13 protein-coding genes are annotated in these 16,296 nt (G+C 46.2%); 7 read left to right on the top strand and 6 right to left on the bottom strand.

Annotated features, from left to right (window positions below):
• Positions 1 to 51: 51 nt before the first annotated feature.
• The 4 genes from GV030_RS02600 to GV030_RS02585 all read left to right on the top strand — a co-directional run bounded on the left by GV030_RS02600 (position 52) and on the right by GV030_RS02585 (position 5,363).
• Positions 52 to 1,086 (top strand): SMP-30/gluconolactonase/LRE family protein, encoded by a 1,035-nt coding sequence (locus GV030_RS02600; RefSeq protein WP_255465039.1) that lies wholly within the window; start codon positions 52 to 54, stop codon positions 1,084 to 1,086.
• Positions 1,087 to 1,096: 10 nt separating this feature from the next.
• Positions 1,097 to 2,224, top strand: coding sequence for a redoxin domain-containing protein (locus GV030_RS02595; RefSeq protein WP_159579506.1), 1,128 nt, complete (start codon positions 1,097 to 1,099; stop codon positions 2,222 to 2,224).
• Positions 2,225 to 2,340: 116 nt separating this feature from the next.
• A complete protein-coding gene (locus GV030_RS02590) occupies positions 2,341 to 2,865 on the top strand; it encodes a hypothetical protein (RefSeq protein WP_159579504.1) in 525 nt (174 codons plus the stop codon).
• Between the two features lie 86 nt (positions 2,866 to 2,951).
• Complete coding sequence (locus tag GV030_RS02585) at positions 2,952 to 5,363, top strand: TonB-dependent receptor (RefSeq protein WP_159579502.1); 2,412 nt, start codon at positions 2,952 to 2,954, stop codon at positions 5,361 to 5,363.
• Between the two features lie 41 nt (positions 5,364 to 5,404).
• Here GV030_RS02585 and GV030_RS02580 read toward each other — a convergent pair whose 3' ends face one another.
• The 5 genes from GV030_RS02580 to GV030_RS02560 are packed head-to-tail and all read right to left on the bottom strand — an operon-like array spanning position 5,405 to position 10,387.
• On the bottom strand, positions 5,405 to 6,145 hold the full coding sequence (locus GV030_RS02580) for a LytTR family DNA-binding domain-containing protein (protein ID WP_159579500.1): 741 nt from the start codon (positions 6,143 to 6,145) through the stop codon (positions 5,405 to 5,407).
• Positions 6,146 to 6,180: 35 nt separating this feature from the next.
• Entirely contained in the window at positions 6,181 to 7,188 is a 1,008-nt protein-coding gene (locus GV030_RS02575; protein WP_159579498.1) for a sensor histidine kinase, read from the bottom strand.
• Positions 7,185 to 7,814: a hypothetical protein gene (locus GV030_RS02570; protein ID WP_159579496.1), complete on the bottom strand. Its 630-nt coding sequence runs from the start codon at positions 7,812 to 7,814 to the stop codon at positions 7,185 to 7,187. The genes GV030_RS02575 and GV030_RS02570 overlap by 4 nt, the downstream gene beginning before the upstream one ends.
• Before the next feature lies 1 nt (position 7,815).
• Entirely contained in the window at positions 7,816 to 8,235 is a 420-nt protein-coding gene (locus GV030_RS02565) for a DUF2141 domain-containing protein (RefSeq protein WP_159579494.1), read from the bottom strand.
• Positions 8,236 to 8,239: 4 nt separating this feature from the next.
• Positions 8,240 to 10,387, bottom strand: coding sequence for a carboxypeptidase-like regulatory domain-containing protein (locus GV030_RS02560; protein WP_159579492.1), 2,148 nt, complete (start codon positions 10,385 to 10,387; stop codon positions 8,240 to 8,242).
• A gap of 283 nt (positions 10,388 to 10,670) precedes the next feature.
• Here GV030_RS02560 and GV030_RS02555 point away from each other — a divergent pair, with 283 nt between their 5' ends.
• The 3 genes from GV030_RS02555 to GV030_RS02545 all read left to right on the top strand — a co-directional run bounded on the left by GV030_RS02555 (position 10,671) and on the right by GV030_RS02545 (position 15,501).
• Positions 10,671 to 12,479, top strand: coding sequence for an acyl-CoA dehydrogenase family protein (locus GV030_RS02555; protein WP_159579490.1), 1,809 nt, complete (start codon positions 10,671 to 10,673; stop codon positions 12,477 to 12,479).
• A gap of 105 nt (positions 12,480 to 12,584) precedes the next feature.
• Positions 12,585 to 14,027 carry a TonB-dependent receptor gene (locus GV030_RS02550; RefSeq protein WP_255465038.1) on the top strand — a complete coding sequence of 481 codons (1,443 nt, stop codon included), beginning with the start codon at positions 12,585 to 12,587 and terminating at the stop codon, positions 14,025 to 14,027.
• A gap of 82 nt (positions 14,028 to 14,109) precedes the next feature.
• Positions 14,110 to 15,501, top strand: a complete 1,392-nt coding sequence (locus GV030_RS02545; RefSeq protein ID WP_159579488.1) for a sodium-dependent transporter — start codon at positions 14,110 to 14,112, stop codon at positions 15,499 to 15,501.
• Here GV030_RS02545 and GV030_RS02540 read toward each other — a convergent pair.
• Positions 15,498 to 16,283, bottom strand: a complete 786-nt coding sequence (locus tag GV030_RS02540) for a hypothetical protein (protein ID WP_159579486.1) — start codon at positions 16,281 to 16,283, stop codon at positions 15,498 to 15,500. The genes GV030_RS02545 and GV030_RS02540 overlap by 4 nt on opposite strands.
• Positions 16,284 to 16,296 lie beyond the last annotated feature (13 nt).

Genomic DNA, 16,296 nt, shown 5'->3' with positions numbered 1-16,296 from the left:
TGAGACCGCATTAATTGCCTAAATTTCATTTCTCAAAACTTACTAGTCCTTATGATGAAAACATATTCGGCCTTGTGCATCGCGGTGTGCTCCATGGTCATGGCCTGTACCTCTCCACCAAAGTCTGAAAGCTCAGAATCAACCGTGCCAACCACTTTTGAAACCACCGGCAGTATCGAAAGACTCCTCCCCGAACTGGATCTATTGATCCCGGCAGAAGCTAAAATCGAAGTGCTGGCCAGCGGATTTACCTGGTCCGAGGGTCCGCTCTGGCTGAAAGATCAAAATGCCCTGATCTTTTCAGATGTTCCCAAAAACACCGTCTACAAGTGGACAGAACAAGACAGTGTTTCGATCTATCTCCAACCATCGGGTTATGACGGTGACCGCACGGATAAGCACGAACCAGGAGCCAACGGACTGGCTTTGGATAATGAGGGTAATCTGATACTTTGCCAGCACGGGAACCGTCAACTGGCCAAAATGGCCACTTCTCTGGATGCACCAAAGTCTGCTTTTCTACCAATCACCTCTACGTACAGCGGAAAGCGTTACAACAGCCCCAATGATGTAGCCATTAGCAAAGAAGGTGTTTATTATTTCACTGATCCGCCTTATGGACTGGATGAATGGGATGAAAAAGAACTGGAATACAACGGAGTATACAAGATGGGAACGGATGGTCAGGTTTCCTTACTCATCGATTCACTCACCAGACCCAATGGCATTGCCCTTTCACCGGATGAAAGGAGCCTCTATGTGGCAGTTTCAGATCCAAAAGCGGCGAAATACTATGCCTATGAACTGGACATTGATGGCAACATTACAACCGGAAAAATCCTTCTGGATGTAACCCCATTGGTGGGACCTGAACGCAAAGGGTTGCCAGATGGCCTGAAGGTAGACAACTCCGGAAATCTATTTGCAACAGGGCCCGGTGGTGTGCTGGTGATCAGCCCTGAAGGCAAGCACCTGGGCACCATTATGACCGGCCAGGCCACTGCCAACTGCGGTTTCAATGCCGACAAAACAGTGCTTTACATGACAGCACATAGTTACCTGATGCGAATAAATCTCAAACCATAATTCCAACAACATGAAAATCACTTACCTCTTGCTCCTTTTGGTCATGGTCATCGGTGCTGAAGCTGTAGCTCAGGATCACTCCAAAAAAGTAGATCCTTTGCCCATCGGGAGTCTGGCACCAGATTTCACACTCCCTGCCACGGATGGCAACACTTATTCCCTTGCCGACTTTAAAAAGAAATACCTGGCCATAGTGTTCACCTGCAACCATTGTCCTACGGCCCAGGCATATGAAAAGAAGCTCATCAGTATCGTAGACGAGTACAGTAAAAAAGGCGTTGACTTTGTGGCCATTTCACCCAATGATCCGAATGCAGTGAGCCTTTCCGAGCTTGGCTACAGTGACCTTTCGGACGATCTGGAGGATATGAAGCTGAGGGTAAAAGAAATGAACTACAACTTTACCTATCTCTACGACGGAGCTTCACAACAGACATCCCTCAAGTATGGTCCGGCCGCCACACCACACGTGTTTGTGTTCGATCAGGACAGAAAGTTGGTCTACTCAGGACGAATAGATGATACGGAAAATCCATACATCACTCCAAGAACCACAGATTTGATCAATACACTTGATGAATTGTTGGCAGGCAAACAACCTTCTACCCCTACTACCAAGACTTTCGGGTGCTCCATCAAATGGGCCTGGAAAAACGATTGGCTGGCCAAAGAACGTGAGGGCTGGTCAAAAGAAGAAGTGACCATCCAACCCATTGCTGTGGATGAGGTGGCCGATCTGGTAAAAAATACCTCTGAAAAGCTCCGTTTGATTAATATATGGGCCACCTGGTGTGGACCTTGTGTGCAGGAGTTTCCGGATTTCGTAGACATCAACAGGATGTATCGCGGCAGAGACTTTGAGTTCGTGTCCATCAGTGGCGATAAATTATCCAAAAAGGACAAAGCCCTTGAGTTTCTGACCAAAAAGGAAGCTTCAAATACCAACTACATCTACTCCGGTGACAATATGTATGACCTCATTGAAGCCGTGGACCCCAACTGGCAAGGGGCATTGCCCTATACCCTACTGGTGGCTCCGGGCGGTAAGATCATCTATCAGGTAGACGGCACCATAGACCCTTATGAACTTAAGAAAGCCATTGTAGGCTATTTGGGAAGGTTCTACGCTGATAATTAAACGCTTCTAAAGACACCAGGCAGTGCGCGTCTGAGCACCAGACGCGCACTTTTTTATCCTCCCATCCAGTAACTCCTCTCTGGGATAATCTTTACATTTGGCAAAAAGTCTCTTCCTTGGGAAAAATACCAGCCATACTTTTACTCTGTGTCCTGAGCATACCGTTTATGGGTACGTACACCTGGCTCCGTGTGGAGAAATACCAGTTAAAGAGACAAATCAAAAGACAGCTCATAGCCCAAACCAATAAAAATGACCTGATCCTTCTAAAAATAGCCCATAAAGACAGTTCGTTGCTCTCCTGGGAACACTCCAAAGAATTTGAATACCAGGGCGAAATGTATGACGTGGTAGAAAGGCACCAAAATGGGGATACCACCTACTACAGGTGCTGGTGGGATCATGAAGAGACCCGACTCAACCGACAACTACAAGCGCTGGTCAACAAGGCATTCGGAAAAGATCCATACCATGAAGCCAACAGAGAACGGGTCGAAACCTTCACCAGTGGGCTCATATGTGTCCCCATTCCTATTTTTAAATTCATCACCTCAGCTTCGACCTTTCAAAGACAGACTCTTGAGATGACCCCTATCTACCGTCAGCAGAAACCACCTCTCCCTCCTCCCCAGCAATCCTGATCTTCTCGGTAAGCGTTCATGCAGGCAGCATGAGCCAGCACTCCTGTGTGGAGTGAAATCATTTTTTCAATCACAAAAAAAATCGAATGAAAAGATCAATCATGCTATGGTCATTAATGACCATGGCTTGTCTGGGATATGCCCAGGTAGTGACGGTGCAAGACCTGGAAACAGGCCATCCCCTGGAATTGGTGACCGTGGTGAGCAACCAGCACAATGCCCTACTCACCACCAACTCGCAAGGTCAGGTTAAAATCAATCCATTTATCAAAGCTTCCAGAATCGATTTCAGAATGATGGGATATAAGACCATCAGCGTGAGCTTTGATGAGCTCGAACTGGCTGGTTTTCTGGTGGAAATGAGCTCCTCACAAGTCTCACTCGATCAGGTGGTGGTATCGGCCACCCGCTGGAGCCAGACGGGCCAGGAGGTGCCATCCAAAATCATCACCATCACCCCGAAGGACATTGCTTTACAAAACCCACAAACTGCAGCGGATTTGTTGGGAGGATCCGGGGAAGTATTTATTCAGAAAAGTCAACAGGGCGGCGGTAGCCCGATGATTCGTGGGTTTTCTACCAACAGACTTCTGTACACTATAGATGGTATCAGAATGAATACTGCCATCTTCAGGAGTGGAAATCTCCAAAATGTAATCTCTCTCGATCCCTTTGCCACAGAGAGTGCTGAGGTGCTTTTCGGTCCCGGATCCATCATTTACGGCAGTGATGCCATCGGTGGAGTGATGGCCTTTCAAACACTTACCCCCCAATTTTCACTGGACGAAAAGCCACTGATCACGGGAAAGGCAGTGACAAGGTATGCCTCGGCCAACAATGAAAAAACTGGCCACTTCGATGTATCCATCGGTTGGAAAAAATGGGCCACCGTGACCAGTATTTCCAGCTACAACTTCGGCGACCTGCGAATGGGCAGCTATGGGCCAGAGGAATACCTGAGGCCTATTTATGTGCAACGCCAGGACAGTCTGGACGTGGTAGTCACCAACCCCGATCCCAAGGTTCAGGCCCCTTCGGGTTACACGCAGATCAACATGATGCAGAAGGTCAGGTTTAAGCCCAATGCCCGATGGGATTTCCAATATGGGTTTCACTATTCAGCAACCTCAGATTATGCCCGTTACGATCGGCACATTCGGTATAAAAATGGGTTACCACGAAGTGCTGAATGGAACTATGGACCGCAAATCTGGATGATGAATAATTTTACCGCGACCAACAGCCAAGTAAATCCTCTATATGATCAGATGACATTAAGAGCAGCTCAGCAGCATTTTGAGGAGAGTCGCATCGACAGGGATTTTAACGGAGACACCCGGGCTTCCCGGTTTGAGAAAGTCAACGCATTTTCTGTCAATCTTGATTTCGCAAAGGCTCCTGGCCCTAAAGCAAACATCTATTACGGACTGGAGCTGATCACCAACGACGTGGATTCGCGTGGAACGGATGAAGACATTACTACTGGTGAATCTGTGACTGGCCCTGCCAGATACCCAGAGTCTACCTGGTCGTCATACGCTGCGTATCTTACCTACCAGTACAATCTTTCAGGACAGTGGATGCTTCAGGCCGGAGGTCGATACAATCTATATGCCCTGGAGGCTGATTTTAGCAACAACCTCCCCTTTTATCCATTTCCTGAATCGGAGGCTTCACTCGCTGATGGAGCCTTTACAGGAAGCCTTGGCATGTTGTACCATCCAGGACAAACCTGGTCGGTGAGTGCCAATGCCTCCACCGGATTCAGATCACCCAATGTAGATGACCTGGGGAAAGTCTTCGACTCTGAGCCGGGTACTGTGGTCATTCCCAATACGGGTCTTTCCGCTGAGTATGCCTACAATGCCGAGCTGGGGATTGCGAAAGTGTTTAACGAAACGGTAAAACTGGACCTGACCGGGTACTATACCATTTTGGAAAACGCCATGGTGAGACGGAATTTCACACTGAATGGTGAAGATAGCATCATGTATGATGGAGAACTAAGCCAGGTACAGGCCATCCAGAATGCCGCAGTTGCCAATGTGCATGGCGTTCAGGCAGGCCTGGAGGTGAAGTTGCCAGCAGGTTTTGGTTTTTCTACCCAATACAATTATCAGAGGGGCGAAGAAGAACTTGATGATGGCACTAAAAGTCCCTCCCGACATGCAGCGCCCTGGTTTGGAGTGACGAAACTCACTTATGCCTCCGGAGGGTTGAATATTCAACTCTATGCGGTGTACAACGGAGAAAAGCGCTTTGCCGATCTGCCGGAAGAAGAAAAAGCCAAGGATTACCTCTATGCCATGGATAAAAACGGAGATCCTTATTCGCCTGCGTGGTATACACTCAACCTGAAGGCCATGTATCAGATCAATGATGCATTCACAGTTACCGGGGGAATGGAAAACCTGACTGACCAGCGATACAGACCCTACAGTTCGGGACTGGTAGCTCCGGGCCGGAACTTCATTTTGGCACTGAAAGCCAAATTTTGATAGTAACCCCGCGCCTTTGGCAGAGCCAAAGGCGCGGGGTTTTATCGATCCAGCCATGCCTTAAACTCAGACACACGCTCTCTGGCCACAATCACCTGCTCTTCTTCAAATCCCGCAATCACAATCTCCAAACGTGAGTTGGTGAAAGCAATGATGTCTTTGATACAGCTCAGGTTAACAATAAATTTTCGGCTGATCCGAAAGAACTGGTCTGCGCCTAAAAGATCTTCCACCTTATCCAGCGTATAGTCCACCAAAAATTTGCGTCCTTCTTTGGTAAACAGATAGGTAGCCTTATCCTGACTATAGATCAATTGAACATCCACGGTCTCCACTGTCTTTAAGTGTTCTCCCACTTTTACCACAAACCGCTCCTTGCCTTTCGGTTGCAACGATTTCAAAAGGCCATCAACTTGTTCATTTCCTTTGTTGGCATGCCTTTCGAATTTTTGTATGGCCTTCTCTAACTCCTCCGGATCGATGGGCTTGAGCAAGTAATCCACGCTGTTTGCTTTGAAAGCCTTCAGCGCATACTCATCATAGGCCGTTGTGAAGATAATGGGCACATCCAGTTTGATCTGATCGAAGATGTCGAATGAATTGCCATCAGCAAGCTGGATATCCATGAAGACCAGATCTACCCTGAGCGCTGGCAATGATATCACTGCTGACTCAACCGAGTCCATGGTCAGCACACACTGATAATCAGGCCTGGAGGCCAGCACTAATTTTTTCAGTCGCTCCGCTGCGAGTTTTTCGTCTTCTAAAATGATGTATTTCATATGTTCAATGTTGTAAAAACAATCATTTGCTCATTTCACCTTTTCATTTTCAATAAAGGGAGGGTCACTTCAAAGGTCTTTTGATCATTGCTAATCACCACCTCCTGGTCAGATAAGTATTGGTAGCGCGCTTTCAGATTGCTCAGACCGATCCCCGTGGAATCCTTAGTCAGCTTTTCCTGCACATTGTTTCTGACCATCACTGTATCATCCGATATAATAATTTCTACACGTAAAGGCTTCGCTGACGAAACCACATTGTGTTTGATCGCATTCTCCACAAGCATCTGCAAAGCCAGCGGTGGCACCATCCCCTCTCCATTTTTCTCAATGCTTAGATCAAAATTATCCCCAAATCTGATCTTCTGAAGGAAGCCATAGCTAGTCAGGAAGGCGAGTTCCACATCCAAAGGCACCATCTCCTGGTCCTTATGCTCCAATACATACCGATAGACATCTGACATCTTGCGAATAAACTCAACCGCCTTTCCCTGATCCTCATACACAAGTTCACTAAGTACATTGAGTGAGTTAAAAAGAAAATGTGGGTTCACCTGATTGCGCAAAGACTCATACTGAGACTTCAAACTCTCATTTTTTAATTTTTCCACCTTAAACAATGCTTCTTTCCAGTTGATGTAAAATGCACGTCCGTGAAAAAACATGCTGATAATCAAAGTGATAAGGATGGCGATGATAAAGTCCTGAAACCTGATATTTCTGATCAAATCGAGGAGCTCTGAATTGCTATTCCACCACTTGAATAACACAATCACTGCCCCAAAAGTGAAAATGGTGTAGGCCATCATGCACACCATCCCCACCGTGATCCTGGTGATTGGCTTTTCTACCCAGGAGATTTTTGTGTTCAGATAATCAACAATATATCCGTTGCCTTTACTCAGGGAAACCCAGATGGTGACAGAAACGGCCACATTCAATACCGTGAAACTTGATGTGAGAAAATTAAAGAGCGCGCCCACCAGCGCGATGATGAAGATCTCCTTTAATTCGCGGATGAGTGTTTTTCGGGTTATTCTCATTGGTTGCAGTGAGCCAAACTGGCCTCAGCCATCCCCTTACCCCAGGTGGGTAGTGTGGTGAGTTCATCTGGTGTTCGCTCAAATATATCGTAAGCCCTTTGAATATACCCACATGCCTTTTCAAATCCACTACCAAAAAACTGAGCGGTTCCGAATTCCATTTGCCCCATGAGCAAAACAGCACGTGGATTCTCAGGGTCCAAAGCAATGGCTTCACCAAAGAGCGCATAAATGGTAGGCGAAAGAGTTTGCCCCCTGGTGGCAGGGTCCACGGTCAAACGCATCATTTGCACAAAACCCTCCAGCGCCGCCAGCTCAGAATTCTTTTCAATCTTCTTCGCTTTCTGTACTAAAGCGAGCGCATCATTCAGCACTTTTTCCTTAGTGTCAGGGTTGGTCTCCCTTGTTCCCCAGAGCGTGAGACTAAGTGAATGATAATAAAGCGGCAACCATTCCTTACTTTCCTTTTGAGCAATACGCTCAAAATAATTGGCACAGCCCATATAGGCTTCCTGATCATCCGCCGCTTTGAGGAGGTCTTTTCCTTTAAGGACGGCTGCTTCATACTTAGACTGTGCGGCAGCACTTCCGGCTACCAACATGAGGATCATTAATACAGTTTTCATCTTAGTTTAAGTTAATGGTGTGAGTGTTATTGTTAGTAGAAACTTCTATTCTGGCATCGCTGTAAGAGGCAGGACCAAAGCGACTGGGTGCATTATTCGAAAAGGCATAGTCTTCCGTTGGGATCCCCATGAAATTGGCATCTAGCTGGCCATTCCCGTTTTCATCGTGGTAGATGGAAATGGCATATTCTCCACTGGGAAGCCCTTCAAAGGTTACACTTACTACCTCCAGGTTATCTATTTCAGCTCCCATTTCTCTACAGGCCTCTTTGAGATACTTGCCCTCACTGTTAAACAGCGCGACTCTAAGCTTGCCTTCCTGATGGGCAAATTGTTTGACATATACGGTAAAATTCACAGGGCTCTGTCCCACTGAAGGATACATATAGCTCAGAGCCAATAATAGAAGGATAGTTTTCATGATATTATAAGTTTTCAAGTTGATTGTTAAATGCACCGATAGTAATGAAGCAGCCTATGAAGATGAATCGCTTAGCCGGAAGGCGTATCGCTTCTGAGGCATACATTCCATTTTCTCCAGGCTGAGAAGCATAGTTGAAACCAAAGACCTGATCACTCCCCAGCAAGTTGGTAGCCGATGCATACAGCACGACTCTGGGCGTGGGCAGATAAGCCACATTGAAGCTGAGATCATGATAGCCATCTGTACGGCTCTCGTTGAAGCCGTCAAGGTTGGGGTTTTCATAAGGTCTGCCTGAAGTGAGGGAATAAGTGGCTCCCATTTGGCTTTTTAGCAGTGGAAAAAACCGCTTGATGACGAATGAAAAATTATGAGCTGAGGTAAACCCAGGCGCTGTTTTCTCAGGATAATTGAGGTACTTTCGTTCACTCTTCATCCAGGAATATGACACCCAATAATCAATGTTCTTAATTCCCCCTCGATCCCTCCAAAACACGTCCAGGCCATAGGCATACCCGTCTCCATCGCTACTGAACGTTGAGGGGTCATATGGGCTTTGGAAGCGGACCAGCTGATCGTAGTCCTTCAGATAGGTTTCTACCCTGAATACCTTGTTTTCCTTGATCCGTTGATAGTTGAGAATATAATGTGCAGCCTGCTGCTGATTCAGCTCATCGGTGAGTTTCAGATATTCTGATCCGGGGGCCTGATAGAAAAGGCCTGATGCCAACGACACCTGAGCATATTCATCCAGCTTATAGGCCATGGAAAGCCTCGGAGCCAGTCGCGCTTCTTTGAGAAGACTCAAATACGACAAACGACCGCCCACCCGCACCACGAGGTTTTGTGTGATGTATTGATCCAACTCCGCAAATGCGGCGGTATGCGCCTGATTGTAATCAAACTTCAGTGAGATACTGTCAGCAATGGTTTCTTCAAAATGCTGATAATAAAGCTCTACTCCAGTATTGAGGATGCTTTTAGGGGCAAACTCATGTACATATTTGGCTTTCAGGTGCTGATTAAATGTGGGCCGTTCGATGGTGGTTTGATTATAGATGAGATGATCTTCATTCCATGAGGAAGAAGCCCCCAGATATACATGATCCGTCTCTCCAACTGGCAGCTCCAGATTGGCACTTACAAAACCATTTTTGTTATTCACCCCTATCGCGTTCACTCCGCTAGGATTCAGGATCGTCTTTTGCTCTAATGACATACTGGAAGTATTGCCCATAGCCAGAGCTTTCAGCCTTCCTCCGTTGGAGAGGTTCTTTTTATAGGCCACATTGGTATTCCAATCCACAACACCTTGCTTCCAGTCTACCCGCTGATCAATCAGGTGGTTATATGGGTTGAGGTTGATATAGCCTACTTTGGCAAACAGCGACTGCTCCTCCCACGCTTTGGTAACACCCGCCTCCAGTCCTAAAGACATGATTGAAAGGTCTACTTTGCTCACCGGATCTACCTCCAGGGTATTCAGAATAAGCGCAGAAGAAAGTGCTTGCCCGTATTCCGCAGAATAGCCCCCGGTGCTAAAGAAGGTCCCTTTGAAAAGGAAAGGAGAAAACCTGCTCCGTGTCGGGATATTATTAGCCGAAGCACCATAGTAATTGGAAGCTTCCACACCATCCACGTAGATCTTAGTTTCATCGGCCGTACCTCCCCGCACAAACAACCTCCCCGACTCACCCACCGTCTGAGTACCTGGCAATGTATTCAGCGCGCCTGTGATATCCGCCGTAGCACCGGCAGTGGTAGCAATATCCAGACTCTGAAGCACCACTACCTTTTTCTTATCGCTAGCCTCAAAGGACCCAGCTGAAATGGTGACCGCATCTATGGTATTGAAGGCTTCTTTCAGCTTGATCTCAAAATGATTTTCCTGATCCGGCAAAAATGGAAGCTCTACACTTTCAAAACCCATAAAGGAAACCACCAATACCTGCGCTCCTGTCTCATAAGCGTCAAAATTGAAACGCCCGTTTGCATCGGTAGTGCCACCGTCATACGTATCCTTGAGATAGACATTCGCCCCGATCAGGGTCTCCCCTTTCTGATCAGAGACCACCCCACTGACAGTGGACTGTGCCAAAACCATGGTTTGAGAAAAAATAGCCAGGTAGATTGTGATTAGATATTGCCTCATCGCTTTCGTTTTTGATATCCCGAAAGTGAGGGCTTTGAGTGGATTCAGAAATTAAATGTTTCCGAACTGTAGAAAAGAATGGATGAATTGTAGGAAGCTCGGGTTATATTCATTTGATGTTTTTAGAGATATTCATTCTCAAAAAAAGGGCCATAGCAAGACAGCTCAGTTCTTAAATATTCTTTTGAAATTTATTATGCATGCATAACATATTTTTTATATCTTTGAGATAGTATGCATGCATAACATATTAACTCTATCAATAAAAGCATCTCATAAGACCATGGAAGCAGTAGCACAAAAATCAGCGATTAAAGGCGGCGAGTTCATCATCAGAGAAACATCAGCAGACGAAATATTCATTCCGGAACATTTCACAGAAGAGCAAAAAATGATGGCTGCTGCCACCCAGGACTTCATAGACCTGGAAATCACCCCTAATGTAGATCGAATAGACAGCATGGAACCGGGACTCATGCCCGCTCTAATGGAAAAAGCCGGCGAGCTTGGACTATTGGGAGTGGCTGTGCCCGAAGAGTATGGCGGGCTGGGTATGAATTTTAACACCAGCATGTTGATGGCCGACATCATTGCCGCATCGGGATCTTTTTCTACAGCCTATGGTGCGCACACTGGTATAGGCACGTTACCTATCCTATACTATGGCACAGAAGAGCAAAAGCAAAAGTATCTTCCCAAGCTGGCCTCTGGTGAATGGAAAGCTTGCTACTGCCTGACGGAACCGGATGCCGGATCTGATGCCAACTCAGGGAAAACCAAAGCAAAACTCTCAGATGACGGAAAACACTACATCATCAATGGTCAGAAAATGTGGATCTCCAACGCGGGCTTTGCAGACCTCTTTATTGTTTTCGCGAAAATCGATGATGACAAGAATCTAACCGCCTTTATCGTGGAGAAGGAATTTGGCGGCATCACCATGAACGATGAGGAGCGTAAGCTGGGCATCAAAGGTTCCTCTACCAGACAGGTGTTCTTTAACGACTGTACTGTGCCGGTGGAAAACATGCTTTCTGAAAGAGAAAACGGATTTAAGATCGCCGTGAATGTGCTGAATGTGGGTAGAATCAAGTTAGGTGCCGGAGTGATCAATGGCTGCAAAACGGTCGCCTCTCAAGCAACCAACTATGCCAATGAACGCAAGCAGTTTGGAGTATCTATCTCCAGCTTTGGGGCTGTTAAGGCCAAACTAGCCACCATGGCTACCAAGACTTACGCCATAGAATCAGCTGCTTACAGAGCAGGTCAGAACATTGACGATCGCATAGAATCGTTGATCAACGAAGGTATGGACCCAAGTAAAGCCAAACTGAAGGCTTTAGAGCAATTCTCGATTGAATGTGCCATTATCAAAATACACGGATCTGAGGTATTGGACTTCTGCGTGGATGAAGGGGTGCAAATCTATGGAGGTATGGGCTTCTCAGAAGAAGCACCCATGGCCCGGGCCTATAGAGACGCCAGAATCACCAGAATCTATGAAGGTACCAACGAGATCAACCGCATGCTCCTGGTAGGTATGATGTTCAAGCGGGCTATGAAAGGCGAACTGGACCTTTTGGGACCGGCAATGGCCGTAGGCAAAGAGCTGACGTCCGTGCCTTCTTTTGAGACTCCGGATATGAGTGCCCCACTGGCTGAGGAAAAAGATGTCCTCAAAAAACTGAAAAAAGCCGCACTGATGGTGGCCGGAAAAGCAGCTGAAACTTTTGGCCCTACCCTCAACGACGAGCAAGAAGTGCTCATGCACATCGCCGATATGTTGATTGAAATCTATGCTGCCGAGTCTACCCTACTGAGAACCGAAAAACTCATGGGTATCTATGGTGATGAAGGCAGTCAGCTGTATCAGCAAATGGCCAAACTCTATATGCACGATGCTGTTCAGAAAATCAGAAATCATGGCGAAGAAGCCGTGGCCTGCTTTACTGAAGGTGACGAACTCAAAGTTTTACTGATGGGTATGAAAAGATTCACAAAAATCAATTCCGTCAATACAAGGGACCTAAGAAGGGCCATCGCTGATAAAATGATATCAGAAAACAAGTTTCCTTACAGTCTTTACAAATAAAATTCTGTTGCACATTTTTAAAACAAAAGCCGGTCTCGCCGGCTTTTTTATTTATCTGGCTTTAAAGTTTACTTTGATTACCAGATCGCATAATTTTAACTGAAAATGGCGAGTATCGACATGGAATCCTTCAAGAAACTGACGACAAAAGAAAAAGCACTCTCCCTTAACCTGGATGATCGTATATATGGTACCATAGCAGAAATAGGTGGCGGTCAGGAGGTTGCCGATTACTTCTTCAAAGCCGGAGCAGCATCTGGCACCATCGCCAAAACCATGTCGGCCTATGACATGACCTTCAGTGATGCCATCTATGGAAAGAGTGAGCGCTACGTTTGTGAGGACAAACTCATGCGAATGCTCAACAGAGAGTACTCACTCCTCTCCCAACGTCTGACCCAGCGTGCCAAAAGGTCACATTTTTTTGCATTTGCCAATACGGTAGAAACGATTAACTACAAAAGAACCAATGAGGGTCATGGCTGGATCGGGCTGCGATTTCAGAAGCACCCGAATTCTGATCCTAATGACTGTGTCATCCATGTGATCCTCAAAGACAATGATCCCCTATGGCAACAGCAGGTACTCGGGATGGTGGGCGTCAACCTCATCCACGCCTGCTACAACTACGCTGAGCCGGAAGACATTCTTAATTCCCTCATTGATAATATCCACCACAGTCGTGTTGAAGTGGATATGTTCAAAATAGAAGGCCCGGACTTTCATCATGTGGACAATCGGCTGATGAGCCTGAAACTGGTGAAAAATGGCCTGACCCATGCCGCCATGTTTGATCCCAAAGGCAAGGTACTCCAGCCATCTGCAGTGCTTTATAAGAAAAACATTTTTGTACTCCGCGGACGGTTCAGACCAGTAACGCATGTGAATGTGGACATGATGCTCACAGGCATGCGGGCTTTTAGGAATGAGAGCGATGTAGAGATCAAAAACATCATGCCATTGGTAGAGCTCACGCTCAATGACCTCACCATGGAAGGTGAAGTAGACGAAACAGATTTTCTGGACCGTGTAGACCTGCTCTGCTCACTTGGTCAGAATGTACTCATCTCCAACTACCAGGAGCACTACAAGCTGGCTTCCTATCTTTCTAAATTCACAAGACACAAGAAGCTAGGCATTGTACTGGGGTACTATAACCTTCAGCGGATTTTCGATGAGTCCTATTATGAAAACCTCAAAGGAGGAATCCTCGAGTCATTTGGAAGGCTATTTGGTAGTAACGTGAAACTCTACGTGTACCCGGCCATTGATGCCAACTCCAAGGAAATTGTCACTTCAGAAAACTTTACTCCTGAGGTTCACCTGAAAAATCTCTACCAGTATCTCAAAGACAATGATCAGATTGAGGATGTACAGGGCGCCAAAACAGAGAATCTTCATATTATCTCTGATGATGTGCTTAGAATGATCGAAAATGGTGAAGTGGGGTGGGAAAAATTTGTCCCTAACAAAGTATCCGATGCCATCAAAGACCACCACCTCTTCAACTTTCCGTACGAAGTACCTTTAGACGAAGAAGACCTCTAAAATCACTTTCAAATGATTTTTCAAACCCGTCCTTTGCTTTGGGCGCTTTTGTTATATTTGACGTTTAAATTTTCTTAAGCGCATGTCAAACAGAGGATCATTCTCCAATAAATTGGGTTTCATTTTAGCAGCAGCCGGATCGGCAGTAGGGTTGGGTAATATTTGGAGTTTCCCTTTTGAGGTGGGTGCAGGTGGCGGTGCGGCCTTTTTGCTAGTCTACCTGTTCTTTTGCTTTATCCTCTGCTTTCCTGTGATGGTAACCGAGATTGCCATCGGAAGAAAAACACAGCTTAATCCCGCAGGAGCTTACGAAGCACTGGGTTTTAAAAAGTGGCGTATTTTGGGCCTTCTGGGCATCATCAGTGGGGTGGTGATTCTCTCTTTTTACAATGTAGTTGCCGGTTGGGCTTTTGGTTTTTTCATTGAACTCCTAACCGGGCATTTTGAAATAGGAAGTCAGTTTTCCACGTTCATTAAGGATGTCTTCAAGGTGGGACTCTATGCAATGGTATTCATGTTTGCTACCGCCTTCATCGTATCCAAAGGGGTATCTGGAGGGATTGAGCGGGCCTCCAAAATATTAATGCCAACATTGATTACCATGATATTAGGTTTGGTCGTTTATTCCCTGACACTAGATCATGCATTTGAAGGCATTAAATTCTACCTGGTGCCCGACTTTTCTGAGCTTACCCTGAGTGTCATGGGCAATGCCATGGGACAGGCCTTCTTTTCGCTTTCTCTGGGAATGGGTGCGCTGATCACTTATGGCAGTTATGTAGGTAAAAATGATAATATTGTGACGTCTGCGGCATTTATCACTTTAGCGGATGTTGGAATTGCTTTTATTGCCGGACTAATGATGTTTCCTATGGTAGCCTACCTCACTGATGGCACCATGGAAGGAGCCGGCCAGGGCGCAGGCCTGATTTTCACTGTGCTGCCTGGGGCTTTCGAAAGCCTGGGGCCCCTACTCGGCGTGGTAATTGGTTCCTTGTTCTTTTTGTTGCTCTCCTTTGCAGCCCTGACCTCCACCGTTTCCCTTCTGGAAGTACCCGTAGCATATATAGTAGACGAGAAGAAAATCAAGAGAAACCGTGCTGTATGGATCATGGCGACCATTATTTTCGTTTTGGGTATCCCGTCACTCCTTTCCAATGGATACTCAGGGTTTTTCTCCAGCTTCATCACCTATGTAGGTGCCGAGAATGCCACTTCTTTTATGGATTTTGCACAGAATGTGGCCAACGATACTTTCCTGCCTTTGGGTGGATGTCTCATCTCCATCTTTGCGGCTTATGCCTGGAAGACAAAGAATCTGAACGAAGAAATCGCTTTGGGCTACCCCAATTATATGGGATCCTTTATCCAGAAGTATCTTAATTTCGCAGTAACAATTTTGTGTCCGCTGGTTTTGGGAACCATGTTCTTATTGACCCTGCTGCAGACTTTTTTCGGTGTGACGCTTTTTTAGTCCTTTCGGAAAACCCCGGGATCTTTACTGTCAAAATAAATCACATAATCTCCGCTCGGGAGACTACTGATATCTGCCGTGGTACCCTGACCGGATAATACCAGATCTCCGCCGGCATCAAAAACCTCGTAGGAGGCAGCCCTGGACAGGTACAGTGTATTAGTGGCATTATAGGGCTTAAATGTCACCGGCTCAGGATAGAAATGAAAATCCACTTCCCGTGAAAGCAGATAATCTCCCTTCGGGGTGATGTACTTTATTCTCAGCTTGTTGGCCCCTTCTTCCAGCAAAGGTGAATAACTATACTCAGCACCCCCAAACTCACCTTTTGCTGGAATGGTATCCCCCTCTATCCAAATACCGAATTGATACTTTTCCAGCGTGAATACACTTCCAGACTTTTCGCCGCTTGTCTTCCAAACCAGTGCTGTATCTGCAAACCCAACTTCCCCGAAGGAAAATGTGCTATGAAAATGAATGGCGTCAGGGTTCAGTATGATGGGCTTACAACCTGGAGCATGTTGAACTTTGATGGAAAGTGGGGAAAACTTATCAATTCCATCGAAATCAAGTTTGAGAGCACTCACTTTATAATTTAAACCAAGTTTGCTTCCATTCACATAAATAGCGGTGACACAGAATAACTTGGATTCCCGATCGTAGGGATTTTGGATAAACAAAGTCTTCCCCTGATAAACCCCCGTAATATGCAACTCAGCAGACTCCTGAAGGAAATGGTCTGTGATAAAAAATAATTCTAGTAAGAAGGCAATCTTGAGCAAATCGGCGGATTTG

This window comes from Marinoscillum sp. 108, from assembly GCF_902506655.1.
GTDB classification, from domain to species: Bacteria; Bacteroidota; Bacteroidia; order Cytophagales; family Cyclobacteriaceae; genus Marinoscillum; species Marinoscillum luteum.
Note: the sequence above shows the minus strand (reverse complement) of the source record. Positions and strands in the feature narration are given on the sequence as shown.